General features: G+C 63.7%; 24 protein-coding genes and 1 pseudogene. 15 read left to right on the top strand and 10 right to left on the bottom strand.

Annotation, left to right across the window (positions count from 1 at the left end):
* Window positions 1-43 precede the first annotated feature (43 nt).
* From adk to ASF04_RS05900, 5 genes are all read right to left on the bottom strand, one after another.
* A complete protein-coding gene (gene adk / locus ASF04_RS05915; RefSeq protein WP_056139010.1) occupies window positions 44-700 on the bottom strand; it encodes an adenylate kinase in 657 nt (218 codons plus the stop codon).
* A gap of 323 nt (window positions 701-1,023) precedes the next feature.
* Window positions 1,024-1,200 carry a Trm112 family protein gene (locus ASF04_RS26555; protein WP_019921816.1) on the bottom strand — a complete coding sequence of 59 codons (177 nt, stop codon included), beginning with the start codon at window positions 1,198-1,200 and terminating at the stop codon, window positions 1,024-1,026.
* Complete coding sequence (lpxK, locus tag ASF04_RS05910) at window positions 1,190-2,314, bottom strand: tetraacyldisaccharide 4'-kinase (protein WP_056139008.1); 1,125 nt, start codon at window positions 2,312-2,314, stop codon at window positions 1,190-1,192. The genes ASF04_RS26555 and lpxK overlap by 11 nt, the downstream gene beginning before the upstream one ends.
* 63 nt (window positions 2,315-2,377) lie before the next feature.
* Window positions 2,378-2,812 carry a biopolymer transporter ExbD gene (locus ASF04_RS05905; RefSeq protein WP_019921814.1) on the bottom strand — a complete coding sequence of 145 codons (435 nt, stop codon included), beginning with the start codon at window positions 2,810-2,812 and terminating at the stop codon, window positions 2,378-2,380.
* A gap of 9 nt (window positions 2,813-2,821) precedes the next feature.
* Complete coding sequence (locus tag ASF04_RS05900; RefSeq protein WP_056139006.1) at window positions 2,822-3,427, bottom strand: MotA/TolQ/ExbB proton channel family protein; 606 nt, start codon at window positions 3,425-3,427, stop codon at window positions 2,822-2,824.
* 941 nt (window positions 3,428-4,368) lie between these two features.
* On the opposite strand from ASF04_RS05900, the gene ASF04_RS05895 reads away from it, so the two are divergent.
* The 4 genes from ASF04_RS05895 to xseA all read left to right on the top strand — a co-directional run bounded on the left by ASF04_RS05895 (window position 4,369) and on the right by xseA (window position 9,425).
* Entirely contained in the window at window positions 4,369-6,078 is a 1,710-nt protein-coding gene (locus ASF04_RS05895; protein WP_056139003.1) for a methyl-accepting chemotaxis protein, read from the top strand.
* A 22-nt stretch (window positions 6,079-6,100) separates the two neighbouring features.
* On the top strand, window positions 6,101-6,736 hold the full coding sequence (gene cysC / locus ASF04_RS05890) for an adenylyl-sulfate kinase (protein WP_373922125.1): 636 nt from the start codon (window positions 6,101-6,103) through the stop codon (window positions 6,734-6,736).
* Window positions 6,737-6,774: 38 nt separating this feature from the next.
* On the top strand, window positions 6,775-7,842 hold the full coding sequence (locus ASF04_RS05885; protein ID WP_056139000.1) for a sulfotransferase: 1,068 nt from the start codon (window positions 6,775-6,777) through the stop codon (window positions 7,840-7,842).
* 233 nt (window positions 7,843-8,075) lie between these two features.
* Window positions 8,076-9,425 carry an exodeoxyribonuclease VII large subunit gene (gene xseA, locus ASF04_RS05880; protein ID WP_056138997.1) on the top strand — a complete coding sequence of 450 codons (1,350 nt, stop codon included), beginning with the start codon at window positions 8,076-8,078 and terminating at the stop codon, window positions 9,423-9,425.
* Window positions 9,426-9,457: 32 nt separating this feature from the next.
* On the opposite strand, the gene glk is transcribed toward xseA, so the two are convergent.
* Window positions 9,458-10,447 carry a glucokinase gene (gene glk, locus ASF04_RS05875; RefSeq protein WP_056138995.1) on the bottom strand — a complete coding sequence of 330 codons (990 nt, stop codon included), beginning with the start codon at window positions 10,445-10,447 and terminating at the stop codon, window positions 9,458-9,460.
* A 188-nt stretch (window positions 10,448-10,635) separates the two neighbouring features.
* Between glk and ASF04_RS05870 the strand changes: the two genes are divergently transcribed.
* Together ASF04_RS05870 and sodB are read left to right on the top strand one after the other, a co-directional pair.
* On the top strand, window positions 10,636-11,616 hold the full coding sequence (locus ASF04_RS05870) for a LacI family DNA-binding transcriptional regulator (RefSeq protein WP_056138994.1): 981 nt from the start codon (window positions 10,636-10,638) through the stop codon (window positions 11,614-11,616).
* 115 nt (window positions 11,617-11,731) lie between these two features.
* Window positions 11,732-12,307, top strand: a complete 576-nt coding sequence (sodB, locus tag ASF04_RS05865; RefSeq protein WP_056138992.1) for a superoxide dismutase [Fe] — start codon at window positions 11,732-11,734, stop codon at window positions 12,305-12,307.
* Window positions 12,308-12,382: 75 nt separating this feature from the next.
* Here the strand turns inward: sodB and ASF04_RS28075 are convergent, their stop codons facing one another.
* Window positions 12,383-12,823 carry a hypothetical protein gene (locus tag ASF04_RS28075; RefSeq protein WP_229204936.1) on the bottom strand — a complete coding sequence of 147 codons (441 nt, stop codon included), beginning with the start codon at window positions 12,821-12,823 and terminating at the stop codon, window positions 12,383-12,385.
* Window positions 12,824-12,999: 176 nt separating this feature from the next.
* Here ASF04_RS28075 and ASF04_RS05855 point away from each other — a divergent pair, with 176 nt between their 5' ends.
* From ASF04_RS05855 to ASF04_RS05830, 6 genes are read left to right on the top strand one after another with little or no spacing between them, the layout of a single operon-like run.
* Entirely contained in the window at window positions 13,000-13,263 is a 264-nt protein-coding gene (locus ASF04_RS05855) for a DUF4148 domain-containing protein (RefSeq protein WP_056138989.1), read from the top strand.
* A gap of 18 nt (window positions 13,264-13,281) precedes the next feature.
* On the top strand, window positions 13,282-14,730 hold the full coding sequence (locus ASF04_RS05850) for an efflux transporter outer membrane subunit (protein WP_056139189.1): 1,449 nt from the start codon (window positions 13,282-13,284) through the stop codon (window positions 14,728-14,730).
* A 55-nt stretch (window positions 14,731-14,785) separates the two neighbouring features.
* Window positions 14,786-15,286 (top strand): MarR family winged helix-turn-helix transcriptional regulator, encoded by a 501-nt coding sequence (locus ASF04_RS05845; RefSeq protein ID WP_019921805.1) that lies wholly within the window; start codon window positions 14,786-14,788, stop codon window positions 15,284-15,286.
* Window positions 15,287-15,296: 10 nt separating this feature from the next.
* A complete protein-coding gene (locus ASF04_RS05840; protein ID WP_056138987.1) occupies window positions 15,297-17,423 on the top strand; it encodes an FUSC family protein in 2,127 nt (708 codons plus the stop codon).
* A complete protein-coding gene (locus ASF04_RS05835; protein WP_019921803.1) occupies window positions 17,413-17,613 on the top strand; it encodes a DUF1656 domain-containing protein in 201 nt (66 codons plus the stop codon). The genes ASF04_RS05840 and ASF04_RS05835 overlap by 11 nt, the downstream gene beginning before the upstream one ends.
* 17 nt (window positions 17,614-17,630) lie before the next feature.
* Window positions 17,631-18,497 carry an efflux RND transporter periplasmic adaptor subunit gene (locus ASF04_RS05830; protein ID WP_056138986.1) on the top strand — a complete coding sequence of 289 codons (867 nt, stop codon included), beginning with the start codon at window positions 17,631-17,633 and terminating at the stop codon, window positions 18,495-18,497.
* Window positions 18,498-18,533: 36 nt separating this feature from the next.
* Here the strand turns inward: ASF04_RS05830 and ASF04_RS05825 are convergent, their stop codons facing one another.
* Together ASF04_RS05825 and ASF04_RS05820 are read right to left on the bottom strand one after the other, a co-directional pair.
* The gene (locus tag ASF04_RS05825; protein WP_056138984.1) at window positions 18,534-18,866 is read right to left on the bottom strand and encodes a hypothetical protein; all 333 of its coding nucleotides are present in this window, start codon (window positions 18,864-18,866) and stop codon (window positions 18,534-18,536) included.
* A gap of 71 nt (window positions 18,867-18,937) precedes the next feature.
* Window positions 18,938-20,908, bottom strand: a complete 1,971-nt coding sequence (locus ASF04_RS05820) for a TonB-dependent receptor (RefSeq protein ID WP_229204935.1) — start codon at window positions 20,906-20,908, stop codon at window positions 18,938-18,940.
* Window positions 20,909-20,976: 68 nt separating this feature from the next.
* Between ASF04_RS05820 and ASF04_RS05815 the strand changes: the two are divergent.
* Window positions 20,977-21,480, top strand: a pseudogene (locus ASF04_RS05815) (class III extradiol ring-cleavage dioxygenase); the annotation flags it as partial.
* 60 nt (window positions 21,481-21,540) lie between these two features.
* Here the strand turns inward: ASF04_RS05815 and ylqF are convergent.
* The gene (ylqF, locus tag ASF04_RS05810; RefSeq protein ID WP_056138980.1) at window positions 21,541-22,464 is read right to left on the bottom strand and encodes a ribosome biogenesis GTPase YlqF; all 924 of its coding nucleotides are present in this window, start codon (window positions 22,462-22,464) and stop codon (window positions 21,541-21,543) included.
* Between the two features lie 156 nt (window positions 22,465-22,620).
* On the opposite strand from ylqF, the gene ASF04_RS05805 reads away from it, so the two are divergent.
* Together ASF04_RS05805 and ASF04_RS05800 are read left to right on the top strand one after the other, a co-directional pair.
* Complete coding sequence (locus tag ASF04_RS05805) at window positions 22,621-24,609, top strand: OPT family oligopeptide transporter (RefSeq protein ID WP_056138978.1); 1,989 nt, start codon at window positions 22,621-22,623, stop codon at window positions 24,607-24,609.
* 280 nt (window positions 24,610-24,889) lie between these two features.
* Complete coding sequence (locus tag ASF04_RS05800; protein WP_229204934.1) at window positions 24,890-26,743, top strand: S9 family peptidase; 1,854 nt, start codon at window positions 24,890-24,892, stop codon at window positions 26,741-26,743.
* Window position 26,744 lies beyond the last annotated feature (1 nt).

Below are 26,744 nucleotides of genomic sequence, written 5' to 3'. Positions count from 1 at the left end.
GAACAGCCATGAAAAAAGCGGACGCTCGGTCCGCTTTCAGGTCTTATTCAGCCAGCGCTGCAAACACGCTGTCGCGGATTTGCTCCACCGCGCCTACCCCGGTGATACGGCGATACTTCGGTGCACCTTCGGCGCCCGACTTGGCCCAGTCGTTGTAGTAGCCAAGCAGCACTTCGGTCTGGTTGTGGTACACGTCCAGGCGTTTTTTCACGGTCTCGGCCTTGTCGTCGTCGCGCTGTACCAGGTCTTCGCCGGTAACATCGTCCTTGCCGTCGACTTTGGGCGGGTTGAACTTGACGTGGTACACACGGCCCGAACCCGGATGGCAACGGCGACCGTCCATGCGTTCGATGATCGAGGCGTCGGGCACGTCGATTTCCAGCACGTAGTCGACATTGATGCCGGCTTCCTTCATGGCGTCCGCTTGCGGAATGGTGCGCGGGAAACCGTCGAACAGGTAGCCGTTGGCGCAATCGTCCTGCTTCAGGCGTTCCTTGACCAGGCCGATGATCAGGTCGTCGGAGACCAGGCCGCCGGCGTCCATCACCTGCTTGGCCGCCAGGCCCAATTCCGTACCAGCCTTGATCGCGGCACGCAGCATGTCGCCGGTGGAGATCTGCGGAATATTGTATTTCTCTTTGATGAAATTAGCCTGGGTGCCCTTGCCGGCTCCTGGTGCTCCTAACAGAATCAGACGCATGAAGTTTCCTAAAAACAGATTTTTGGAGGGTGTGGTTAGTGGTGTTAGTTGTTGCATGGACACAGTATTAATACTGATTATCCGACTATCTTGGTACGAAACTTACCACAAAACTTGGCCCATCAGCCAGTTTGATACCGTTTATACCGTTTGTCACAGGCAAAAACGCGTTCCTGTGGGGATATTCGTATGAATAATGCACCAGCGTGACGCCGCAGCGCACCGCCATGGAACGTTATAACAGGCCCATGGGCCTGTTTGGTTTGATATGGATCAAGCCCCCACCTTCACGGCTGGCGGCACAGGCAGGCAAGTGCGGACGCTTAGTCCGTCTTGTCCTGCAGGGTACGGGCCTCGTCGGCCCACATGATGGGGATGCCGTCACGGATGGGGAACGCCAGGCGGTCGCCCTTGCAAATCATTTCCTGGGCCTTCTTATCGTACTCCAGGGGGCCTTTGCAGACCGGGCAAACCAGGATATCAAGCAATCTAGCGTCCACGACATTTCTCCACAATTTGGTCGGCCAGCGCGCCATCGATGTGCGCCGTGACCGGGACGACCCATAGTCGCGGGTCGCCTCTGAGTTCTTCAATTTGCGCACATTTTACTGCATCCTTCTCGGTGATCAAGATCACATCGGCGTGCAGCGCAGCGAAAGGCCGGTCGCGGAAGTCGTGGTGGTCGGGCAGCGCCAGCTCCTGGACGTTCAAACCGGCCGCCTTGAGCATGCCGAAAAACCGCGCCGGGTTGCCGATGCCGGCGGCTGCGGCCAGGCGCTGGCCGGGCTGCGCGAGGTCGGCCAGCACCTTGCGCTGGCTGCGGTCGGCCAGTTGCTCGGCGTGGCCGCCGGCCAATGTCATCTGGATCGGCGCCGGATAGTATCCTTCCGCGCTACCCGGTAACTGCGCCCGCACCGAGACCGCTGCCGCCTTGGGGGTTGCCGCCAGCGGCGCGCAGCCGACCGCGCGCACCAGTGCATCGGTGAGCACCGGCGCATTGATCACCGTGAAATCGCGCCGGCGCGACACCGGTTCGCGCAGCGGCCCGGCCGGCAGCAGCCAGCCGTTGCCGGCGCCACGGCCATCGAACAGGATGATTTCGATATCGCGCTGCAGCGCGTAGTGCTGCAAGCCGTCGTCGGTGAGCAGCACGTCGAGGTCGGGATAGGCGGCCAGCAGCGCGCGGCCGGTAGCGGCGCGATCGCGCCCCACCATCACCGGGCAGCCGGTGCGCTGGCGGATCAGCAGCGGCTCGTCGCCCACCTCGGCCGGCGTAGAGTCGGTGTCCACTTCACGCGCCGTATCGGCCGCGCTGCCGTGGCCGCGCGAGATCACGCCGGGCCGCATGCCGCGCGCCTGCAAAGCCTGCACCAGCCAGATCGTCAGCGGCGTCTTGCCGGTGCCGCCGATGTAGATGTTACCGACCACGACCACCGGCACCGGCAGCCGCGACGACGCCAGCCAGCCGGCGCGGAACAGCGCCGCGCGCGTGCCGCTCACCGCGCGGAACAGCACCGACACCGGCCACAGCGCGCATGCGAGCGGCCCACGGCGCAACCAGTTGCGGGTGAGCGTCGCTTCCAGCGAAGATTGTTTGGGGGGATTATTCGACAATACCTGAGTCCTCAATGCAGCCGGCGCTGCGCAGCAACGAACCGCCGCGCAGGCGGGCCACCGCTACTTGCCGCCGCCGGTCTGCGCCGCAAACGTCAGCTTCTCGAAGCCGGCCACGCGCGCCGCTTCCATCACGTTCACCACCATCTGGTGCATCGCGAACTGGTCGGCGTTGACGATCACGACCGGCTCCTTGTCCTTCAAGCCACCCTTCTCGGCCGCGCCGCGCAGCGCCTGCGCCAGGCCGGCCACGTCGCGGAACGATACGGGGTCGCCGTTGATCGTGTAGTTGCCCTTGGCGTCCACCGTCACATTGAGCTCGAACGGCTTTTCTTCGGGCTTTTGCGCCTCCGCCGTCGGCAGCGTGATCTGCAGTTCGGTGAACTTGCTGTAGGTGGTAGAGACCATCAGGAAAATCAAAATCACCAGCAGCACGTCGATGAACGGGATCAGGTTGATTTCTGGGTCTTCCCGGCCTTTGCCTTTGCGGAAATTCATATCCGCTCCTTACTTGCGCTGGCGATGCACGACATCGACGAACTTGACCGCCTGCTGCTCCATCTCGATCACGAAGCTGTCCACCAGCGCGCGGAAGTGGCGATAAAACACCAGCGTAGGCATGGCAATCGCCAGGCCGAAGCCGGTGTTGTACAGGGCCACCGAAATACCGTGCGCCAGTTGCGCCGGATTGGCGCCCGACGGGTTTTGCGAGCCAAAAATTTCGATCATGCCCACCACCGTGCCGAACAGGCCCATCAGCGGGGCCAGCGTGGCAATGGTGCCCAGCGTGGTGAGAAAGCGGTCGAGCGTATGGGCCACGCCGCTGCCCGCTTCCTCGATCGACTCCTTCATCACGTCGCGCGGCGCATCGACGTTGCGCAGCGCGGCCGACAGTACCACGCCCAGCGGCGAACTTTTTTCCAGCTTGTCGAGGATATCGGGCGTGATATTGCCCCCGCGATAAACCTGCACCACCTCGTCGAACAGCTTTTTCGGCAAGATTTTCGCGCGGCGCAGGTACAGCAAGCGTTCGATGATCAGCGCCGTGGCGACGATCGATGCAATCAACAACAACCAGATGGGCCAACCTGCAGCTTGGAAAATGGCGAGCAAAACAAACTCCTGTGGATGAATTGGATCGGGTTTTACCCCGAAGGCGCAATGTATCTTGTTGAGCCCCAGTCGGCAAGGGACACTTATGCCCACATTCTGTTGATAAGATTGTGCGCAAGCCCCATCGTTGCGATCTAATTGGTTGATTTGATTGGATTTTTTTATACTGGGTAAAATTTTGGCAGACCGTCTGTAAGCGGGCTACAGCGACTATTTCCACTGCATGCCCCCAGTTCTGCACAAATTTTGTGGATAAGATTGTGTGCAAGGGTCGGCACCAAATAGTAAGCCATTGATTCAAAACAAGTTTTTTTCAATGCATAAAATTAGCGCACGTCAACCCACAATGGGGCGGTGTTGCCTAATTAAACTTCTGCACATTTTATGTGGATAAATTTGTGCGCAAGCCCGCTCTGCTTCAGCAAAGTCCTTGATTTAGAACGACTTATCTTCTGTGAGTAAAAAACTGGCAGATCACATCCGGCAACGCTAAAACCCGGTTTTGACCACCCTGCCCTGCCGTGCACCCGGTCAGGTCCGGCTGCCACACCACAGCCTGTGCATTTCTGCACACATTGTGTGGATAAGATTGTGCGCAAGGCCCGGCGCTTTGTTGCAAGCCTTTGAATTTAAACAGGATAACAGCGCTGCCATAAAAAATGGCAGGGTCGGCGCCCACGTCGCGCGAGCCAGAGCCCTCCAATCCAGCTTGCAAGTCACTTTCGGGGTGGAAAGATGTTGAAAAAGCACCTCGGTTGCATGGAAACCACAGCCAGTCCTGGGGACAATTTCGACATTCCCCGGGCATGCAACCAGCTCCTTCGAGAAATGTAGATCCAATGTAACTGTTGTTACTTTTTGAGATTATTGGGCCTCTCTCGTTCCCCTACCATGATTCGACACCTGATTTTGCAGGCGTACAGATCCTGTGGAGAAACCATATGAAACTCAACAACATCACCATTGCCAAGCGCCTGGGCATGGGCTTCGGGCTGGTTGCCGTATTGCTGGTGGTCGTCATCGTACTGGGATTGACCAGCATGCGCGACATCCAGCAGCGCATGGACGAGATCACCGCAGTCAACGGCGTCGAGACGCGCCTGGCCCAGACCATGGACCTGACCGTGACCGAGCGCGCGCTGGCCATGCGCAACCTGATCTTGCTCAAGGAACCGAAAGAAGCGCAGATCGAGATCAAGCGCATTGCCGACCAGCAGGAAAAATACAGTAAAGCCCAGCAACAATTGGCGACGATGTTCTCCAGCCTGAAGGGCACGTCGGCCGATGAGCGCGACCTGCTGGCGCAGATACAAAAGCAGGCGGAGCTGGCTGCGCCGTTCATCGAACGCGCTACTGCGCTGGCACGCGAAGGCAAGCAGGAGGAAGCCTATAAAGTGTTGCGTTACGAGTTCCGCCCGGTGCAAAAGCAGTGGTGGGAACAGATCCGCAAGCTCGTCTCGATCGAGGAAAGACAGAACAAGGAAGGTACCGAAGCCGCTGCCCAAGCCTACGACAGCGCGCGCAAGCTGATGCTGGTGACCGGTGCCCTGGCGCTCATCACCAGTATCGTCGCGGCACTGCTGATCACGCGCGGCGTGACGCGCCAGCTGGGCTGCGAGCCGGCAGAAGCGGCCCGGATCGCCGGCCAGATCGCCGACGGCAACCTGGCAGTCGACATCACGCTGCGCGCCGGCGACCAGCACAGCTTGCTGTTCGCGATGCAAACCATGCGCGACAGCCTGGCGCTGATCGTCAAGCAGGTGCACGACAGCACCGGGACCATCGCCAGCGCCGCCAGCCAGATCGCTTCGGGCAACCTCGACCTGTCTTCGCGCACCGAGCAGCAGGCGAGCACGCTGGAGGAAACCGCCTCCTCGATGGAGGAGCTCACCAGCACCGTGCGGATCAACAACGACAATGCCCAGCAGGCCAACGGCCTGGCCGAAAAGGCGTCCGACGTGGCCGCCAAAGGCGGTGCGGTGGTGGCGCAGGTGGTCGATACCATGGCTGCCATCGACGTCTCGGCACGCAAGATCGTCGACATCATCGGCGTGATCGACGGCATCGCCTTCCAGACCAACATCCTGGCGCTGAACGCGGCAGTGGAAGCGGCGCGCGCCGGTGAACAGGGCCGCGGCTTCGCGGTGGTCGCCTCCGAGGTGCGCAACCTGGCCCAACGCTCGGCGGCGGCGGCCAGGGAAATCAAGGACCTGATCGGCGACTCGGTGGAGAAAGTACAGACCGGCAACCGGTTGGTCGACCAGGCCGGTTCGACCATGCACGAGGTGGTGGACAGCGTGAGACGGGTGACCGACATCATGACCGAGATGATGTCCGCCAGCAAGGAGCAGGCGTCAGGGATCGAACAGATCAATACTGCCGTCACGCAAATGGATGACGTCACTCAGCAGAATGCCGCGCTGGTCGAGCAGGCGGCAGCGGCGGCGCAGGCGATGCAGGAGCAGGTCAACAGCCTGAACGCAGTGGTCAGCGTGTTCAGGCTCGGCGAACACGCCAGCTTGCCGCCACCGCCGGCGGCCGCCCGCCAGCCACGGCCAGCCGTCGCAGCGCCCCGCCCCGCGCAGCCCCGGCTGGCCCTGCGCAAGCCCGCGCCGGCCAAGGCTGCCGATCCGCAATGGGAACAGTTCTGAGCCGGACAAGGAGAATTCCATGATGGCATTGAATAAGATCGACGACCGGGCCGACAGTGCCCCGCAAGTGTTCTGGCATGCAGGGCACGTCACCGCCGGGGAGCGCGGGCGCCAGTTCGGCCAGCGGGCCGCCACCGTGTGGCTCACGGGCCTGAGCGGCGCCGGCAAATCCACCGTGGCCTGCGCGCTCGAACGCTGCCTGGTCGGCGCGGGCCGCGCCGCTTACGTGCTTGACGGCGACAACCTGCGCCACCACCTGAACCGCGACCTCGGCTTCTCGCGCAGCGACCGCCAGGAAAACATCCGGCGCAGCGCCGAAGTGGCAAAACTGATGAACGATGCCGGGCTGATCGTCATCTGCGCCTTCATCTCGCCGCTGCGCGAAGACCGCGACATGGCGCGCCAGATCATCGGCGAACGTGACTTTATCGAAACCTACCTCAGCACGCGGCGCGCGGTGTGCGAGGCGCGCGACCCCAAAGGCTTGTACCGGCAGGCCCGCGCCGGCCTGATAGCCGAATTTACCGGCGTCTCCGCCCCTTACGAGGTGCCGCTGCAACCGAGCCTGGAGTTCGACACCGCCGTGCACTCGGTGCAGGACTGTTGTGCGCAGATATACCGGCACCTGGCGCCGCGCTTTGCCCGGGAGGCCGCGTGAGTGCCGGGCCCGCGCCAGGACGGCCGCGCCCGGTATTGATGATCCCGCTGCGCCGGTGCGGCAGCCACGCCTTGCGCCTGCGGCTGAACCTGTCGCCGGATTTCTATTCGCCGTACCCGCTGCACATCGTCGACCTGATGCCGCTGGTGCCGCTGTACGGCGACCTGCGCGACGACCACGCCTACTTCCGCATGGTGGTCGACGTGGTCGGCCTGCAGGCGGCCAGCATGGTCAAGTGGCCGGACCTGGCGTTCGATCCGGTCGATATCTTCGAGGCGATCCGCCACCAGCCGCGCAGCATCCACACCATCGTGTGGGAACTGCTGCTGCGTGCCGGCCAGCGCCGCCACGCCCGCGTGGTGATGGACAAGTCGCTCGACAGCGTGCATTACGCCGACGAGTTGATGGCGCTGCACCCGGACCTGCTGTTCATCAACGTGGTGCGCGATCCGCGCGCGCAGGTGGCCTCAATGAACCGCGCCATCATCCACGAGTTCGACACACTGCTGAACGCCCGCATCTGGCTGCGCGCGCACCAGGCGGCCGACCAGGTGACCGCGCGCTACCCGGACCGTGTGCTGACCATCCGCTATGAAGATTTCCTCTCGCAGCAGCAGGCGACGCTGGCGACCATCTGCCGCTTTCTCGACATCGCCTTCCTGCCGCGCATGCTCGATGTGGCAGCTTCACCGGAAGCGCGCCAGATTGCCCAGTTGTCGGCGCTGTGGTCGTCCAATTGCCATGCGCCGATCGCCGCCAACATCGACAAGTTCCGGCTGCAGTTGTCGGCAGATGAGCTCAATGTCATCGAAACCCTGACCGGCGCCTACCTGGACCGCTACGGTTATACCAGGCTGGCGGCCGGCGACGCCGTGGTATCCGGCGCGATGCACAGTGCCGCAGTGGACCGCTCGGTCGCCGCGCGCGAACGCGCCTGGCGTGACCTCGAACAGGCCAATTTCCGCGACTACGTGCTGCGCTGCAGCCGCGCGGACTACCTGGCCCAACTTGGTGCGCGACTGGCCCGGCAGGCGGCACGGCCGCAGCGCCACGCCCGCGCCACCCTTGCCGCGCTCGATCCGGCAAGCTTCGAGGTGGCCGATTAACTGCCTGCCGCAGCAAGTAATGAACATTTTTTGTGGATAACTTTGTGCGTAACCATGCCGGGCTTTGCCAAAGTCCTTGATCCATAAGGGTTTTTTACTGATGCAAGTAAATCAGGCAGTCGTAATTTTCGTTTAAAATCATGGACCTATCTATAATAGCTACAGCTGTTTATACAAGATGACCGCTGTGTGACCAGATTCACATAGTGTGGATAGTTTCCAGGAATGAAATGATGAACTTCGACGCCCCCCTCGACTCCACTGCGGCCAGCACGCCGGTGATCACCGTTTCCGCGCTCAACCAGGCGGTGGCGCGGCTGCTGGAGCGCTCGTTTCCGCTCACCTGGATCGCCGGCGAAATCTCCAACTTCACCCGCGCCAGTTCCGGCCACTGGTACTTCACGCTCAAGGACAATGCCGCGCAGGTGCGCGCGGTGATGTTCCGGGGCCGGGCCCAGTATGCCAACTTCACGCCGCGCGAAGGCGACAAGGTCGAAGTAAGGGCCCTGGTCACGCTGTACGGCGCGCGCGGCGACTACCAGATCAACGTGGAGGCGATCCGCCGTGCCGGCGTCGGCTCGCTGTTCGAGGCGTTTTTGCGCCTGAAGGAAAAGCTCGACGCCGCCGGCCTGTTCCACCCCGACCGCAAGCGCGCACTGCCCATGTTCCCGCGCACGGTGGGCATCGTCACCAGCCCGCAGGCAGCCGCGCTGCGCGACGTGCTGACGGCCTTGCGCCGGCGCGCACCGCACGTCAACGTGGTGCTGTACCCCACGCCGGTGCAGGGCCAGCTGGCCGCGCAAAAGATCGCTGCCGCCATCGACACGGCCTCGCTGCGCAACGACTGCGATGTCCTGATCGTGTGCCGGGGCGGCGGCAGCATCGAGGATTTATGGTCGTTCAACGACGAGGACGTGGCGTACGCGGTGGCCAACTGCCGCATGCCGGTGATTTCCGGCGTGGGCCACGAGACCGATTTTACGATCTGCGATTTTGCCGCCGACCTGCGCGCGGCCACGCCCACGGCGGCGGCCGAACTGGCGGTCACGCCGCGCGCCGACTGGCTGGCGTCCTTGCGCACCGACGCCACCGACCTGCGCCGCGCCATGCGCCGCGCACTTGGCGACTCCGCGCAAACGCTCGACAGCTACACGCGCCGCCTGCTTAACCCCAACGCCCAGATCCGCCAGCAGCGGTTAAAACTGCTGGCGCTATCGACCGCGATGATGCACGCCAACCGGGCGCCGCTCACGCGTGCGCGCCACCAGCTCGACCGCCTGGGCGAACGGATGGCCGCCTGCACACCCGACACCCGCGCCGCGCACGCGTCGCTGGCCGGCCTGCGCCACCGCGCCACGATCGGCATGGCGCGCACGGTGCAGCAGCGCCGCGCGGCATTGGCGGCATTGTCGTCACAGCTGGAGTTGTTAAATCCGCAGAGAACGCTGGAGCGCGGGTATGCAATCGTGACCGACGAGGCGGGGGCAGTGGTGCGTTCGCCAGCGCAGATCGTGGCGGGACGCACGCTAGGCGTGCGCCTGGCCGAAGGCGCTGCCGTGGTGGACGTGGCGGCGGTTCGATAGACCCATGGTTGCCGCGTGCGCGGGGCGCCGATTTAATCCGTCGACAACATCGCCGACATGCCGATCAGCACCGGGTATTTTTCGGTGATCACGTAGGTCGGGATGTGCGCCAGGTAGTCCGAAAAGCGCCCCTTCTGCTCGAAACGCGCGCGGAACCCCGAGCGCTCGAAAAATTCGCTCATCTGCAGCACCGTGCGCCCGCCGATATAGATGCCGCCCTTGGCGCCCAGGGTAAGCGCCACGTTGCCGGCCACCGTGCCCAGCATCTCGCAAAACGCCTCGAGCGCCTCTTCGCACACGGGGCACAGGCGGTGCAGGCCGCGCTCGACGATCTCCTGCGTGGTCAGCACCTGCGGTTCGATCCGCGCCCGTTCGCACAGCGCGCGGTAAGCGAGGCCCAGGCCGATCCCCGACACCAGCCGCTCGCTCGAAACGTGTTCGTGGTGGCGGCGCGCGTAGCGCAGGATGTCGATTTCGCGCTCGTTCATCGGTGCAAACGTGGTGTGGCCGCCTTCGCTGTCGATCGCGATCCAGCGCTCGCCCACCGGCACCAGGTACGACACGCCGAGGCCCGCGTCCGCCCCTACCAGGCCGATCACGGCGCCGTCGCGCGGCGTGCCGCCGCCTACCTGGTGCTTGTTCTCGGGCGCCAGGTGCGGCAGCGCGGACGCGAGCGCGCGCAGGTCGTTGACCACCACCAGCGACTTCAAACTGAATTGCGAGCACACGGCTTCGATCGAAAACGACCAGTGGTGGTTGGTCATGGTGACCCAGTCGCCGTCGATCGGGTTGGCGATCGCGATGCCGGCGTAGCGCGCCTGGTAGCCGCCCGCCGCCACCGTGGCCGGCTGTGCCAAATAGGCCACCAGCGCCGCGCCCAGCGTGGGATAGGCGGCGCAGTCGGCCACCCAGACCGCGTCGATCTGCTGCGGGGCGGTTTCCACCGCAAAGCTGGCGCTGCTGCCGCCGATGTCGGCCAGCAGGCGCGGGCCGCTGGCGCCGTGTGAAAAGTTCGATTCCATGTCTCTGACCTCTGCTTATTCTTGTTGTGCGTTCAGCCAAATCTTCACGCAACCTGGGCTGAACAAATCGGGCCGATTATAAGTCAGGCCCCTAAATATGGTAATCTTCGCTGAAAAGGATTTCATAATACTTCGTCAAGGATTGCACGTTGCCAGATACTTCCCCCTCCTCCGGCCCATCGACATTAATGGACGTTGCCCGCCTGGCGGGGGTCTCACCGAGTACCGTCTCGCGCATCCTCAACGGCACCGCCAAGGTCTCCGACGACAAGCGGCTGGCCGTGCTGGCTGCCATCGAGAAGGTCAGCTTCGCCCCGAACCAGATGGCGCAAGGGCTCAAGAAGGGCCGTTCGCTGACCATCGGCATCGTGGTACAGGATATTTCATCGCCATTCTTCGACGAGACACTGCGCGGCATCGACGACGGCCTCAAAGGCACCGGCTACGCGTCGGTGATCGTCAGCGGCCACTGGAACGCCGATGAGGAAGCGGACCGCGTGCGGCTGCTGCTGGCGCGCAAGGTCGATGGCATCATCCTGCTGTCGGGCCGCATTTCCGACGAGGCCGTGCTGGGCTTCTCTGGCCAGCGGCCGATCGTCTCCACCGGCCGCGCGCTGCAAACCCGCACTGCGCTGGGCTTCAAGACCGACAACGAATACGGCGCCTGGCTGGCCGTGCGCCACCTGGTCGAACTGGGCCACCGCCGCATCGCCTTCATTTCCGGCCCTGCCAACAACCACGATGCCGACGAACGCCTGGCCGGCTACCGCCGTGCGCTTACTGAGGCGCAGATCGACATCGACCCGGCCCTGGTCGTGGAAGGCAATTACCACGAAGCGAGCGGCATGATGGCGATGAACCGCCTGTTCGACACCCACCAGCAATTCACCGCCGTGTTTGCCGCCAACGACCTTACTGCCTACGGCGCGCGCCTGGCCCTGTATCGCAAGGGCATCCGCGTGCCCGACGACATCTCGCTGGTCGGCTTCGATGACCTGCCCGGTTCGTCGTACACCACGCCGCCGCTGACCACCGTGCGCCAGCCGATGTACGACATGGGCCGCATCGCCACCCAGGCGCTGCTGCGGCTGATCAATGGCGAAACGGTGCAGGGCGAGATCCCTCCCGTAGAACTCGTAGTGAGAGAAACCACCCGCAGAGTACGTTGATCCCACACGCATTCCGGGGCCATTTTGGCAGCAAGACGGCATCCCCCGTACAATAATGACGTTTCGCCAAAAACCACCTGGTTTCTGATAAACCCCATCCCATAAAGGAAGCTCCATGGAACATACCCTGCCACCTCTGCCATATGCCATCGACGCCCTGGCGCCACATATCTCGCAAGAAACGCTGGAATACCACTACGGCAAGCACCATCAGACCTATGTGACCAACCTGAACAACCTGATCAAGGGCACCGAGTTCGAAAACCTGTCGCTGGAAGAAATCGTCAAGAAATCGTCGGGCGGCGTTTTCAACAATTCGGCCCAAGTGTGGAACCACACCTTCTACTGGAACAGCCTGACCCCGGGCGGTAAAGCCGTGAGCGGCGCGCTGGCCGATGCAATCAACGCCAAGTGGGGTTCGTTCGACAAGTTCAAGGAAGAATTCACCAAGTCGGCCGTGGGCAACTTCGGTTCGAGCTGGACCTGGCTGGTGAAAAAGGCTGACGGTTCGCTGGACATCGTCAACACCTCGAACGCCGCTACCCCACTGACCACCGATGCCAAGGCACTGATCACCTGCGACCTGTGGGAACACGCTTACTACATCGACTACCGCAACGTGCGTCCTAAGTACATCGAAACCTTCTTCGCGCTGGCGAACTGGGACTTCGCAGCCGCCAACTTCAACTGAATCAACTGAAGACGGCGCAATAAGCAAAAGCCCGAACCCTGCAAAGGGTTCGGGCTTTTTTACATCTATAGAAACTCAAGGACGCGCGGTCGGTACGCCGCCGGTGCGCCGGCCCAGTTCCTCGCCGCCTTCGATATCGCCCTTCACTTCGGTATCGCTGTCGCCGCGACTGTCGTCGGGCTCGATGCCGATGTGATCTTCCGGCACGCTGCCGTCGTCGTCGAGCGGCACCGGGTCGCGGAAGTCGCCGTCAACCAGGCGGTCCGACGATGGCATCGCTTCCACGTGGTCGAAACCTATATCGCCCGCTTCCAGCGTTTGCGAGCCGACGTCGATGCGCTCGCCCGTGCCTTGCGCATCGGTATCGCTGTCGAGCGCCAGGTCGTGGTCATTGGCCACGTCGCTGCCGCTGTCGGAGTTGTCGCTCGGCCCCAGGCCACGCGTGCCGTGGCCGCTGCCAAGGCTGCGGTCTTTACCTCCGAGGATGTAGTCCGGGTCCAGGGTGCTGTCTGCCATGATCTGCTCCTTCAACTGTAAAACACCATTGCACCACGGTGGGTACTCGCGTTCGGTGCGGCCACGCGCACATTGCGGCACTTGGCTATCGTGCAGATAGGAATTTTTTACTTTACAAATGTACTATTCAGGGATATAGTTACGGTCATCAACAACATCACTGACCAGGAGCCATCATGAGCACCACCACCAAAGACCTGCTGCGCGCTGCCGCCACCGTCGTCTTCGCCATTGCCGCCACCGCCACTACCGTGAGCAGCGCCTTCGCCGCCGAAGCGGCCGCCACCAACACCACCGTTGTCGCCAAGGCCGACCAGCCACACCAGCTGACCCGCGCCGAAGTGCAGGCGCAAGTGATCGAAGCGCGCAAGAACGGCACCCTGCTCGAAACCGAGGCCGACTTCGACGTCGCCCAGACCCGCCAGCACGTCGCCAAGTAAGCAGCAATGATCTTCGCCATGACTTCGTCCTCCCGCCCACAGGTCCGCCCCCTCGCCACAGCACTATTGGCCTGCGCGCTGGCGGTGCTGGCCGGCTGCGCCGACATGGGCAAGATCGAGCCGCAGGCAGTCGCCATCAAGCCGCTGGAACTGAACGCCGGCAAGGCGATTGCGGACGCCGGCGCCGATGTGGCCTGGCCCACGCAAGCCTGGTGGGAAGCGCTGCACGATGACCAACTGAACGCACTGGTGGCCACGGCAATCGCCGGCAGCCCCAACCTGCGCGCTGCCGAAGCGCGCGTGCGCCAGGCCGAGTCGCTGGCCGGCGTGGCCCATGCCGGCACGCTGCCCAAGGTGGATGCGTCGGCCAGCATCGACCGCGAACTGTACACAGCCAATGGCGCGATTCCCGCCGCCCTGGCCGGCAAGACCGCGTGGAAAAATACGGCCATGCTGTCGGGCTCGTATGACCTCGACCTGTGGGGGCGCAACCGCGACCTGCTGGCCGCCGCGCTCGACGATGTGCGCATGGCCTCGGCCGAAGCGCAAATGGCGCGCCTGACCCTGGAAACGGCCATCGTGCGCGCCTATATCCAGTTATCGCTCGACTACACGCTGCAAGACAGCGTGGCCGAGAACCTGGAACAGCGCCACCGCATCCTCGAGATCACGCGCCAGCGCCGCGCCGCTGGCCTGGCGACCGAGCTGGAAGTGGCAAACATCGAAACAACGCTGCCAGCTGGCAATCGCGAGCATGAGCAGATCGGCTCGTCGATCGCCCTGCTGCGCAACCAGCTGGCAGCCCTGATCGGCAAAGGACCGGGCGACGGCGAATCGATCGCCCGGCCACAGCTGACCCTGCAAGACGGCGCTGGCGCGCGTGTTCCCGCCACGCTGCCTGCCGAACTCGTCGGTCGCCGGCCCGATATCGTGGCCCAGCGCTGGCGCGTGGAAGCGGCCGGGGCGCGCATCAACAGCGCCAAGGCCGACTTTTATCCGAACGTGAACCTGGCGGCGTTTGTCGGTTTGCAGTCGCTGGGCTTCCCGCGCTTTCTGGAAAGCCACGCGAAGATGGCCGGCGTCACCCCGGCGATCAGCCTGCCGATTTTTGAAGGCGGCCGCCTGCGCAGCCAGCTCGGCAACCAGACCGCGCTATACGACGTGGCCGTCGAGCAGTACAACGGCGTGGTGGTCCAGGCCATGTCGGACGTGGCCAACGCGCTGGTGCGGATCGAATCGGTGAAGCAGCAAGATCAACTGGCGCAGCAGGCACTGGCCTCGGCCCGGCGCCAGCAGCAGCTGGCCGAACGGGCCTACAAGGCCGGCATGACCGATTCGCTCAACGTCATCAACGCCCAGCTGACGTTGCTGAACGAGCAGCAGCAAATGGCGCAAGTGGCAAGCAAACAACTCGATAACTATGCATTGCTGATGACGGCACTGGGTGGAGGGGTAAAACTGGATTGATCCCCAGTTTCTAATAGTACAATCGTCCTTTTACGATGAGCAGAGGAGCAAGGCAATGAGTAGTAGTTTCGACGCGACCAACAAGCGCCTGAAAAACATCCATGCCCGTATCCCTGAGTTTCCAGAGGATCTCATGCGGTTGCTGCGCATGACCTATCACGTCCAGAAGCGCATCAAGGACCTGAGCAACGCAGCATTGCGCAAACACGATCTGGTGGACACCAGTTATATGGTACTGGCGGTGTTGTATGGATCGGAAAATGAAACCTCCACCGCCTCCACGCTGGGCGAAGCCTGCATGGAGAAACCGGCCAACCTGACGCGCGTGTGCAACGACCTGGAAAAACAGGGACTGATCTCGCGCGGCAACCGTCCCGGCGACCGGCGCTGCGTGATGATCACGCTCACCGACGCCGGCCGCGAGATGGCCGAAAAAGTGATGCCCGAAGTCTGGGGCACCACCACGCGTGCGTACGACGGCTATGCCGCCTCGGACATCGCCGCACTGGAAACCCTGCTCGCAAGGCAGCTCGACAACCTGGAAACACTCACTTAGGCAAGCAAACATGACCGCTCCCCGCGCCGCCACCCCTGATAAACACCAGAACGCGGCGCGCGGAGCGTTTCACTGGGTCGCCAGCGAAACGGCGGCCTGGTACGGCGTCGAAGGTCCGCGCCTGATGTACGTTGCCAAGGCCATGCTGGCCGCGTTTACCGCGCTGTGGCTGGCGTTCCGCCTCGAACTCGACTCCCCCTTCACCGCCCTGGCCACCACCATCATCCTGGCCCTGCCCAGCAGTGGCATGGTGCTGGAAAAAGCCTTTAACCGCTTGCTCGGCACCCTGGTCGGCTGTACCGCTTCAGTGATCCTGGTGGCGCTGTTCCCGCAGTCGCCGGTGCTGCTGTTTAGCGGCGTGGCGCTGTGGATTGCGCTGTGCACGGGCGGCGCCGCCATGCACCGCAACCAGCGCTCGTACAGCTTTGTGCTGGCCGGCTACACCGCCTGCATGATCGCCGTGCCCGCCATCGACAACCCGGCCCACGTGTTCACGCTGGCCGTCACCCGCCTGACCGAGGTAGGTCTGGGCATCATCGTCGCCACCGTGGTGCACGACGTGATCTTCCCGCGCCGTCATTCGCAGACGGTGATGCGCACCGTGCAGGCGCGCTACACGAGCTTTATCGGCTTTTGCCAGAAGGTGCTGGAGCACCGCCTGTCGCCGGCCGAGACCGAAATCAACCACCTCAAATTCGCCGCCGATATCGCCGCGCTGGAATCGGGCCGCGCCGCCGCCTATTTCGAGGCCGGCCATGCCAGCACGCACACACGCCAGCTGCATGCATTCAACGCCGCCTTCATGGACGTGCTCACCACCTTTTATACGCTGCACCGGCTGATCCACCGCCTGCGCGCCAACAACGCAGTGCCGGTCCTGGCGCTGGTCGAACCGATCCACGCCAGCATGGCGGCAGCGCTCAAGGACGATTTGACGGCCGCGCGCATGGCGCAAATGCGCACCGGGCTGGCCGCCGACATCGCCGCCGCCCATGCCCAGGCGGGTCCACTGGAACGCCCGCAGCGGATCGACTTCGACACGGCGGTGGAACTGCTGCAACGCTTCGCGCGCGACCTCGGCGAATTCGCCGCGCTGTACCACGGCCTGGCCGAAGACAAGCGCCAGCAAGTGAACGATCCGGTCAGCTACACGCCGCGCACGCCGCCGGCCATCGTGCTGGCCTCGAGCTTCCGCGCCGGTGCCACACTGCTCGTCGCCGCCGGCGCCTGGTACTGGCTGGCCTGGCCCGGCATGGGCAACGTGATCCTGATGGCGACGATTTTCTGCGCGCTGGCGTCGTCGTCGCCACGCCCCACCGCCATGGTGCACCAGGTGCTGATCGGCTTCCTGATCGCCGTGCCGCTGTGCTTTGTCACCGAGTTCTGGCTGGTGGCGCGGGCCGACGATTTCGCGCCGATGGTGCTGGCCACCCTGCCCATCTTCGCGCTGGGCGCCTACATCACCACCATCCAGAAATGGGCCGGCATCGGCATCGGCCTGGGCCTGTTCCCGGCCACGCTGCTGGTGCCCACCAACCAGATGCACTACGACGTCGAATCGTTCCTGTCGAGTGAACTGTCGCTGATCATGGGCGTGGTGGTGGCGTACGTGATGTTCGCGGTGGTGCTGCCCGAGCATACGATGGGCCAGCGCGACCACGTGGCCGCCGCCCTGTGGAGAGAAGCGCGCAGTGCCTGCACGGCCAAGCTGGGACGCCTGAAACGCCGCTTCGACAACCGCGTGCGCGACCTGCTCAGTCAACTCAACGCCGCCTCGGGCCCTGCCCCCAACGATGCGGCCCGCGCCGTGGTGCGCCAGGGTTTGACCCTGCTGGAACTGGGCCACGCCGTGATCGAACTGCGCCAGCTGATCGCGGCCTCGCAAGCGGGCCCGGTGCGCCACAGCCTGCAGCAGGTGGTGGCGCGCGTGGCCGACTACCTGCAAACGCCGCAGCGCGCCCAGGGCCAGCTGGCGCTGGAAGTGATCCTGCAAGCGGGATCGGCCATCCGCGCCGTGCTCCCCGAGGCCGCCAACGACCGCCTGCCTGCACTCAATACCGCGCTGGCCGACCTGCATTCCATTTACACGTCCTTGCTGGACCAGATTTCAACAGGAGAACCCCGCCATGCCGCGTGATATCAACTTTTTCGGCGTGCTGCTGCCCGGCGTGCTGCCGCTGTTTTTGCTGACGCTGGTGCTGCAAGTGGCGCTCGACAGCGTGCTTACCCGCGTGGGCGTGTACCGCCACAGCTGGCATCCGGCGCTGGTGCGCGTGTGCCTGTTCGTCTGCATCTTCAGCGCCCTGCTGATCACCCTGTATCAATAACTTTTGCGAGATCAACCGTGAGCGCATCCAAAATCTTCCGCTTCTTCCTGACCATACTGTTACTGGGCGCCGCCCTGTTCCTGGGCCGCATGGCCTGGGACCGCTACATGGATTCCGCCTGGACCCGCGACGGCCGCGTCAAGGCCGACGTGGTCACCATCAGCGCCGACGTGGCGGGCACCGTCACCGAGGTGCTGGTGCGCGATAACCAGTTTGTCCACAAGGGCGACGTGCTGTTCGTGGTGGACAAGGCGCGCTACGAGAATACGCTGGCGCAGGCCAACGCCGCGCTGCGCGCGCAGCAGGTGGAAAAAGGCCGCCGCACCAAGGAGGCCAACCGCCGCGCTGCGCTCGACGCCTCGATCATCTCGGCCGAAAACCGCGAGACCGCCGAATTTGCGGTAGGCACGGCATCGGCCCAGTACCAGGCGGCGCTGGCAGCGCGCGACATGGCTGCGCTCAACGTCGAGCGCACCACCGTGCGCGCGCCGGTTACCGGCTATGTCACCAACCTCAATGTGCACGCGGGCGACTTTGCCGCCGTGGGCGCGTCCAAGCTGGCCGTGATCGACAGCGCCTCGTTCTACGTGGTGGGATATTTTGAAGAGACCAAGCTGCCGCTGCTCAAACTCAACGACAAGGTCGAGATGCGCCTGATGAGCGGCGACATCGCCCTGCACGGCCACATCGAAAGCATCGCGCGCGGCATTACCGACCGCGACGCCAACCTGGGCCGCGAACTGCTGGCCGACGTCAACCCCACATTCAGCTGGGTGCGGCTGGCGCAGCGGGTGCCGGTGCGCATCCACATCGACCAGCAGCCCAAAGACGTGACACTGGTGGCCGGCACCACCTGCACGGTGGTGATCCACCGCCAGGCGTAAAAAAAGCCCGCTGACGCGGGCTGTGGCTGACTGTGATTACACGTCCGGAGAGGTATGCGTAAGGGCATAGTGCAGGTGCTGCCACCAGTGCTCGCGCGAATCGACCATGCGCAGGCACTTCTTGTCCACCTCGGTGGGGAACACTTTATCCTGGCACTGCCTGGTCATCAACGCATTGCGCTGATTCTCGGCATTGACCAGCGCTGCCGACAGCCATATCACGAGCCCCAGCAGCACCACGGCCGTGGTCCAGGCGATATGGTTGATATAGGAAAACTCGTACAGGTTCTCGATGGCCGGTGCTGATTCCTTGTAGATATGCATCACCTTGCCTTCGGCATCCTTGCGTTCCTTGCTGATTTCTTTCATCGCTCATCCCATCGAATAAAACCGCGCCCGCGTCGCAGACGTGCCACGACGCGAGGTTACCACTGTTTCGTTTAAAAGTCGTAGCGCGCCGAGAGTTTCAGCTGGCGGCCGTCGGCGGTGTAAATGCCGCCGTTGCCGAACACGCAATTGAATGCCTGCGAATAGTAACGCCTGTCCGTCAGGTTCTGGCCCGACAGCGCCAGCTCCCACTGGCCGAACTTGCGCGCGTAGCGGGCATCGAGCGTGGTGTATGACGGGATCTTGCTCGAGCAGCTGTTGGCGTAATCGTCGCCATAGCGCTGGTCATCGACCCACTGCACGCCGATGTCGGCGCTCTGGCCGTTGGCCGGCATCCAGCTCAGGCGCGCGGTCACGGTATTTTCAGGCACCAGTGCAATCTGCTTGCCGTGGTTGACGCCCGCGCGGAACTTGGCGTCCACGTACTGGTAATGCGCGCTCACGCTCCAGTCGGCGGCAATGCGCTGCTCGGCATCGAGTTCGAAGCCCTGGCGCCTGGTCGGGTCGAGGTTGGCGTTGGCGCCGAACGGCGGCACGGTCGGATCGTAGAAGATCTCGTCCGTCAGGTTGCTGCGGAAGATACGCGCGGTAGTCTTGCTGCCGGCACCCATGACGTAGGTGGCGCCCAGTTCCAGGTCCTTCGATTTCTGCGGACGCAGCACCTGGTTGACCACCGGCGTGCCGGCGTTGTCGTCCGCGTTGGCCAGGCGATAGCTCTGGCCTGCCTTGCCGAACACGGTCAGCCCGCTGACCGGCATGTAGCTCAGCTGGACCTCCCAGGCGTTCACGCCCTGGGTGGTGTCGTAGCCGGTGGTGGCAAAGCCCAGCGGATCGCGGAATTTTTTGTCGAACAGCTCGCGGCGCACGCCAGCAGAGATGCGTCCTTCGTGCACCGGATCGAAACGCAGTTCGTCGCGAAGGTAGATGGCTTTCGATTTCTGCTCGGCGTCGGCGGCGGAAAAATCGGCGGTGGTGGCGCGCTCCCACTTGGTGAAGTCGGCGCCGAACACCAGTTCATTGACCATGCCGCCCACCGCGCCCAGCTTGCGCACGCGCGGCGAGAACTGCCACTGTTTGGTTTCGTAGCTGCTGACCGACGGGCCAAACGCGTAGTTGTACAGCGCGTCGACGGTTTTCTTGCGGTACGACAGCTCGGCCGCCACGTCGTGGCCATACACGCGATATTCGCCAAAGGCAGTCAGGCGGTCGCTGTCGAGCGAGCCGTAATCGTTGGGCGAGAAGGTCTGGCGCGGATTGGCGTTGAACTGCGCTTCGGTCAGCGCACCGGGCAGACGCGAGTCCTGGCGCGCGCCTTCGTAGCGCACGCCCACGCGGCCGGCATCATTGTGCCATTGCAGGCCGCCGCTCAGCTGGGTTTGCTTGAAGTCGTTGTTGTCGCGGTAGTTGTCGGTGCGCTGGTGGCCGGCGCTGACATCGGCCGAAAAGTCGGCCCACGACTGCGCCATGGTGGCGCGCGCTTCGCCGGCGTTGAAGCTGCCGCCTTCGACGAACACGCTGCCGCTGCCGGCGCGCTGGTTCGGGCGCTTGGTGACGATGTTGATCACGCCGCCGGTGGCGCCGTCGCCGTACAACACGCTGGCGCCGCCGCGCGTGATCTCGATGCGCTCGACGCTGTCGATCGGGATCGTGGACAGGATGGCATTGGCTTGCTCGTTCTCCGACAGGCGCACGCCATCGACCACGATCACCATGTTCTGGGCGCTGTTGGCGCCGAAGCCGCGCAGGTCGAGGCCGAAGTCGGGGCTGCCGGTCAGGCTCTGGCGGCCGTACACGCCACCGATCTTGCGGATCGCGGCATTGACGTCGCCGGCGCCGGCGCGGCGGATCTCGTCGACCGTGATCACGGTGGCGCCGATGGGCGCGAGCGACGGATCGGCATCGAAACGGGCGCCGGTGATGGTCACGGGATTCAATTCCTGTGCAACTTGCGCCAGGGCGGCAGGCGCGGTGAAGCAGAGGGAAATGGCGGCTGCCAGCAGGCGCGGACGGAGGGAGATAGACATGGGATGAATGACCAGTGAAACGGGAAGGCGCATATTATACGCGTGATATTTTTACTTCTGCCGCGATCCAGATTCTGGAGCAGGCCGGCGGCGATCCCGCATCGCTCGACGACGGGCGCGGCTTCGACCACGGCACGTTTTCCGCCATGGTACCGGTGTTTCCGGACGCGGACGTGCCGATCGTGCAGCTCTCGCTCAAGCACGGACTCGATGCGCGCACCCATGTCGAGGCGGGCCGTTTGCTGGCGCCGTTGCGCGATGAAGGCGTGCTGATCGTCGGCAGCGGCCTCAGTTACCACGACCTGCGCGCGTTCAACGCCCAGGGCGCGGCAGCGTCGCATGCATTCGACGACTGGTTGCGCGCAGCGATGGCGCTGCCCGCTGCCGAACGAACGGCGGCGTTACTGGAATGGGACAAGGCACCCGGTGCGCGCATGGCGCATCCGAGGGAGGAGCATTTACTGCCGCTGATGGTGGTGCTGGGTGCGGCCGAAGACGATACGGCCACGGTGCCATATCACGAAGATGCGTTCATGGGCGCGCTGGCGGTAAGCAGTTTCAGATTCGGGTAGCCGACCGCAGAACCGTCATCCCTGCGCCGGGACGACGGTATGGACGGTGCAGGCAGACGGTTACGTCCCGCGCTTGCCATTGGCGGCGTTGCGCGCCTTTTCGGCCGCAGCCGCCGCCTTCTCCGCATTCTTGATCGCCATCTCCGCCTCGTGCGCCGCCAGTCGCTCCGCGCGCGAAGCGGGGGTTTCCAGCGAAATGCGGCCGAGCACGCCGCTGCGGTAGTCGCCCAGGAAAGTGTGCGACGCCTTTTCGAAATCGTAGTCGCCACCCTTCTGGCGGAAGCCGCGCTTGGCCGCAATGCCTTCCACCACGGCGATGCCATCAAAACTCTCGATCTCCTTGAAGCCGTAACGCGCCACCAGCAAATCAGGGTAGTAACGCAGCATTTCGTCGGCCAGGTACACGGCCACTTCTTCCTCGATCAGCGCGTTGGAGCCGATCGCGTGGCTGGCGGCCAGCATCAGGCCGTCGGTGGGCAGCGCGATCTTGGGCCACAACATGCCGGGGGTATCGACCAGGATGGTGTTCTTGTCGAGGTAGAGCTTTTGCTGCTGCTTGGTCACGGCCGGCTCGTCGCCCACCTTGGCCACGCGCTTTTTCAGCAGCGCGTTCATCAGCGTCGACTTGCCGACGTTGGGGATCCCCATGATCATGATGCGCAGCGGCTTGGTGGGCACGCTGCGGTGCGGCGCCAGCTTGCGCGCCAGGTCGAGCACGCGCGCCACGTCGGCCGGCTTCTTGGTGGTCATCGGGTACGCGGTCACGCCGTCCTGGGCGTTGTAGAAATCGGCCCAGCGCGACGTGGCGTCCGGGTCGGCCAGGTCGATCTTGTTGAGGATTTTCAGGCACGGCCGCTGGCGGAACTTGCGCAGCTCCTCCACCATGGGGTTGGTGCTGGCCTCGGGCAGGCGCGCATCGACCACCTCGATCACCAGATCGATGTTTTCCATTTGCTCCGCCGCCTTCTTCTTGGCGGCGTTCATATGCCCCGGGTACCATTGTATCGACATGCTCTGACCTTCAAAATCGTTCTGACAATCCGCTATTTTACCTGCTGGCCGGTGCGGGATTCGGATATCATGGTCCGTCTTGCTTTTCCCTAATCATATAAACAATATTGTCATCCGGAGTTTTTAACGATGAATAGTGCGGCACTGTCCAATCCGCGGGAAATCACCATCCGCGGGATTTTCCTCGGCATTCTCATCACGCTGGTGTTTACCGCCGCCCAGGTGTACCTCGGCCTGAAGGTGGGCCTCACATTCGCCACGTCGATTCCGGCGGCGGTGATCTCGATGGCGCTGCTGTCGGCATTCAAGAACGCCACCATCCAGGAAAACAACATCGTCCAGACCATCGCCTCGGCTGCCGGCACGCTGGCCTCGGTGATCTTCGTGCTGCCCGGCCTGTTGATGGTCGGCTGGTGGGCGCACGTGCCGTTCTGGCCCACGTTTGGCGCCTGCGCCATCGGCGGCGTGCTGGGCGTGATGTACACGGTGCCGCTGCGCCGCGCGCTGGTGTCGCAATCGACGCTGCCCTACCCGGAAGGCGTGGCTGCCGCCGAAGTACTGAAAGTCGGCACCGCCACCCGCGAGGGCGCCAAGGAGGGCAAGGCGGGCCTGCAGGCAGTGCTGCTGGGTGCAATCGCCTCGGCTGTCATGGCCCTGGGCGCGGCCGCCAAGGTGATGGCCGCCGAACTGACCTTTTATTTCCGCACCGGCGCTGCCGGCGCCACCGGCATCGGTGCGGCCGGTTCGCTGGCGCTGATCGGCGCCGGCCACCTGATGGGCATCACGGTCGGCATCGCCATGCTGGTCGGCCTTGTGATCGCCTGGGGTATGCTGGTGCCGTTGCTCACGTCGCTGGCGCCAGCCGCTGCCGGCGTGGGCGCCGAGGCCCACGCGCTGGCGATCTGGAGCAAGGAGGTGCGCATGATCGGCGCCGGCGTGATCGGCGTCGCCGCCATCATCACCCTGGCCGGCCTGGCCAAGCCCATCATCGGCGGCCTCAAGTCCGCGATGGACACCGCGCGCCGCGCCAAGCTCGATGGCGCCGTCATCGACCGCACCGAGCAGGACATCCCGATCTTCATGGTCGGCCTGGTGACCCTGCTGGCGATGGTGCCGGCCGGCTGGCTGCTGGCCAGCTTCCTGCAAGGCGGTCCGCTGGCCGAACTGGCGTTGCCGCTGGTGGCCGTAGGCGTCGGTTACATCCTGGTCGCCGGTATCTTTGCCGCCGCCGTGTGCGGCTACATGGCGGGCCTGATCGGCTCGTCCAACTCGCCGGTGTCCGGCATCGCGATTCTGACCATCCTCGGCGCCGCACTGACGGTGGGCATGGTCGGCCGCAGCGTGATGGGGCCGGAAGTGGCGCACGCGCTGATCGCCTACGCGCTGTTCGTCACCACCGTGGTGCTGGCGGTGGCCGTGATCGGCAACGACAACCTGCAGGATCTGAAGACCGGCCAGCTGGTCAACGCCACGCCGTGGAAGCAGCAGGTAGCGCTGCTGATCGGTGTGTTTGCCGGTTCGTGCGTGGTGCCGCCGGTGCTGGAACTGCTCAACCACGCCAACGGTTTCGTCGGCGCACCGAATCTCGATTCGATCTCCGACCAGCCGCTGGCCGCGCCGCAGGCGCAACTGATTTCCACGCTGGCCAAGGGCGTCATCGGCGGCAAGCTGGAATGGGACCTGCTGGGCTATGGCGCGCTGATCGGCCTGGGCCTGGTCTTGATCAACTTCCTCCTGAAGAAGTCGTCGAACGACAAGTACAGCCTGCCGCCGCTGGGCGTGGGCCTGGCGATCTACCTGCCCAGCGCCGTGATCACGCCGGTGGTGCTCGGTGCGGTACTGGGCTACTACTTCGAGAAATCGGTCGGCAATTCGCCGGCCGGTGAAACCGCCAAGCGCCTGGCCGTGCTGATCATGTCGGGCTTCATCGTGGGCGAGAGCCTGTTCAACGTCGCGCTGGCCGGCCTGATCGTGGTCTCGGGCGAAGGCGAACCGCTGGCGATCGCCACGTCGCTGACCGAGGCGCACACCATGCTGATCTCGCTGGTGGTGGCCGTGTTCGTGGTCACGGGCCTGTACCGCTGGGCAGGCAAGCGCGGCAAGGAAGTGGCCGCGTAACCATTTCTGCTCCCGTACAATGCCGCCCCGCCTCGCGCTGGGCGGCTTTTTTTTAAAACAAATGTTGCATCAGGGATAGACACTGGGTATTGCCAAGTTTATAATTATCCATTCCTTATTTTCCGACTGATTGCAGATGCGCCGTCTTTCCCTCTTCTTCGCGCTGGCTTTCGCCTTCACTGGTGGCGCGCCAGCGCTTGCAGCACCGTCACTGCCGCCGGTATCGGCTTTTTTTGAAACACCACACCTGAGCCATGTAAAGATGTCACCGAAGGGCAGCATGGTGGCGATGGCAGTCAGGCAGGACGACGGCATGCTGGCCATCGAGGTACGCGAGGCGGCCAACCCCGGCAAGGGCACCCGGTTGGCGCTGGTGGACAACGTCAATGTCGGGATTTCGGATATCCATTGGATCAATGAAAAGCGCCTCGGCTACACGCTCAAGAACCTGGGCAATAACAGCACCACGCTGCTTGACGAATTTGCGATCGATGTCGATGGCAACGAGCGGCGCCACCTGATCAGCGGCAGCTGGTACCACCAGCAGGAAGCGCCCATCGGCAGCTTCATCACCAGCCGCACGCTGCCTGCCGGGCATATGTATATGGAGCCCGTGCATGACGGTTCGGACGATATCCTGATCGTCAAGTTCATCTGGAACAACACCGAGATCATGTCCGAATCGTCGCGCCTTTACCGGCTCAACACCCGTACCCAGCGTCTCACTTCAGCCTTCGAGGGCTCTCAACCACCGGCCATCAAGCGCTGGATGACCGACAACGACGGGGTGCCGCGCATCGTCACGTCGCGGGTTGGGGGGCGTTGCACCAGCTTTTACCGCAAGCCCAACGACACGACCTGGACCGACATCGACAGCGGCGAGTGCCTGGGAGACGGCAAGCGTTTCACCCCGCTGTTCTTCGACGGCAGCGACAGCGTGTATGTGGAAGCGGCGCACGCAGGTTACGGAGCGCTGTACCGCTACAATCTCGCAGCCATGAAACTGGATCCGGAACCGGTGGTCAGCACCCCAGGATTCGACTTCAGCGGCGAACCGGTCATCGATTTCGACAGCAAACGCATGCTGGGCCTGTACCTGACCACCGACGCCAACACCACCGTCTGGTTCAACGCTGCGCTCAAGGCGGATCAGGCCAAAATCGATGCCGCCCTGCCCGGCATCAATCGCATCAGTTGCGCGGCGCACTGCCTGGCCTCGCCGATCCTGCTGGTGCGCCGGGAAACCGACCGCCTGCCGTCCGAATACGTGTTGTACACGCGCGCCACCGGCAAGATGATCGGCCTGGGCAGCATTCACCCCGAGATCAAGGCGGGGCAGATGGGCGAGCGCAGTTTTCATCGCTACAAGGCCCGCGACGGCCGCGAGATACCGGTCTATGTCACGCTGCCGCCCGGCAAAGCGGACGCACCGCGGCCGGCCGTGGTACTGGTGCACGGCGGCCCCATGGCACGCGGCAGTTCATGGGAATGGGACGACGAGGCGGCCTTCCTCGCCTCGCGCGGCTACGTGGTGATCCAGCCCGAGTTCCGTGGCGGCGACGGCTTTGGCAGCGCCCACCTGAAGGCCGGCTTCCGGCAATGGGGCGCCGCCATGCAGGACGACCTGGCCGATGCGGCGCAGTGGGCCGCCAAACAAGGCTGGGTGGACCCCGGGCGTATCGGCATCATGGGCGCGAGCTATGGCGGCTATGCCACGCTGATGGGTTTGATCAAGGAACCGCAACTGTTCCGCGTGGGTGTGGCTTGGGCCGGCGTGACCGACCTGGGACTGATGTTTACGTCGTCCATGTCGGACGCCACCAGGGAAAACCTCGACTACAGCATGCGCACCACCATCGGCGATCCTGATACCGACGCCGAACTATTCCGCAAATATTCGCCGCTCCAGCGCGCGAGCCAACTGAAGCAGCCATTGTTGCTGGCGCACGGCGTGGACGATAAGCGCGTACCACTGGAACACGCCACCAAGTTCTACCGCGCGGTCAAGTCGAACAACCCGAAGGTGGAACTGATCACCTATGACGACGAGCAGCACGGCTGGCGCAAGCAGGAAACCCGGCTCGCGTTCTGGAAGCGCGTCGAAACCTTCCTCGACACCAACCTCAAACAGTAGG

The organism is Duganella sp. Leaf61 (assembly GCF_001421905.1).
GTDB lineage: Bacteria > Pseudomonadota > Gammaproteobacteria > Burkholderiales > Burkholderiaceae_D > Rugamonas > Rugamonas zoogloeoides.
Note: the sequence above shows the minus strand (reverse complement) of the source record. Positions and strands in the feature narration are given on the sequence as shown.

Coding starts and splice junctions, on each gene's coding strand:
- ASF04_RS05840 (WP_056138987.1), top strand. CDS start 15,297: ATGACCGCTCCCCGCGCCGCCACCCCTGATAAACACCAGAACGCGGCG.
- ASF04_RS05885 (WP_056139000.1), top strand. CDS start 6,775: ATGATCCCGCTGCGCCGGTGCGGCAGCCACGCCTTGCGCCTGCGGCTG.
- ASF04_RS05845 (WP_019921805.1), top strand. CDS start 14,786: ATGAGTAGTAGTTTCGACGCGACCAACAAGCGCCTGAAAAACATCCAT.
- ASF04_RS05835 (WP_019921803.1), top strand. CDS start 17,413: ATGCCGCGTGATATCAACTTTTTCGGCGTGCTGCTGCCCGGCGTGCTG.
- sodB (WP_056138992.1), top strand. CDS start 11,732: ATGGAACATACCCTGCCACCTCTGCCATATGCCATCGACGCCCTGGCG.
- ASF04_RS05895 (WP_056139003.1), top strand. CDS start 4,369: ATGAAACTCAACAACATCACCATTGCCAAGCGCCTGGGCATGGGCTTC.
- ASF04_RS05805 (WP_056138978.1), top strand. CDS start 22,621: ATGAATAGTGCGGCACTGTCCAATCCGCGGGAAATCACCATCCGCGGG.
- cysC (WP_373922125.1), top strand. CDS start 6,101: ATGGCATTGAATAAGATCGACGACCGGGCCGACAGTGCCCCGCAAGTG.
- adk (WP_056139010.1), bottom strand. CDS start 700: ATGCGTCTGATTCTGTTAGGAGCACCAGGAGCCGGCAAGGGCACCCAG.
- xseA (WP_056138997.1), top strand. CDS start 8,076: ATGAACTTCGACGCCCCCCTCGACTCCACTGCGGCCAGCACGCCGGTG.
- ASF04_RS05855 (WP_056138989.1), top strand. CDS start 13,000: ATGAGCACCACCACCAAAGACCTGCTGCGCGCTGCCGCCACCGTCGTC.
- ASF04_RS05905 (WP_019921814.1), bottom strand. CDS start 2,812: ATGAATTTCCGCAAAGGCAAAGGCCGGGAAGACCCAGAAATCAACCTG.
- ASF04_RS05820 (WP_229204935.1), bottom strand. CDS start 20,908: ATGTCTATCTCCCTCCGTCCGCGCCTGCTGGCAGCCGCCATTTCCCTC.
- ASF04_RS28075 (WP_229204936.1), bottom strand. CDS start 12,823: ATGGCAGACAGCACCCTGGACCCGGACTACATCCTCGGAGGTAAAGAC.
- ASF04_RS05800 (WP_229204934.1), top strand. CDS start 24,890: ATGGTGGCGATGGCAGTCAGGCAGGACGACGGCATGCTGGCCATCGAG.
- ylqF (WP_056138980.1), bottom strand. CDS start 22,464: ATGAACGCCGCCAAGAAGAAGGCGGCGGAGCAAATGGAAAACATCGAT.
- ASF04_RS05825 (WP_056138984.1), bottom strand. CDS start 18,866: ATGAAAGAAATCAGCAAGGAACGCAAGGATGCCGAAGGCAAGGTGATG.
- ASF04_RS05870 (WP_056138994.1), top strand. CDS start 10,636: ATGGACGTTGCCCGCCTGGCGGGGGTCTCACCGAGTACCGTCTCGCGC.
- glk (WP_056138995.1), bottom strand. CDS start 10,447: ATGGAATCGAACTTTTCACACGGCGCCAGCGGCCCGCGCCTGCTGGCC.
- ASF04_RS05850 (WP_056139189.1), top strand. CDS start 13,282: ATGACTTCGTCCTCCCGCCCACAGGTCCGCCCCCTCGCCACAGCACTA.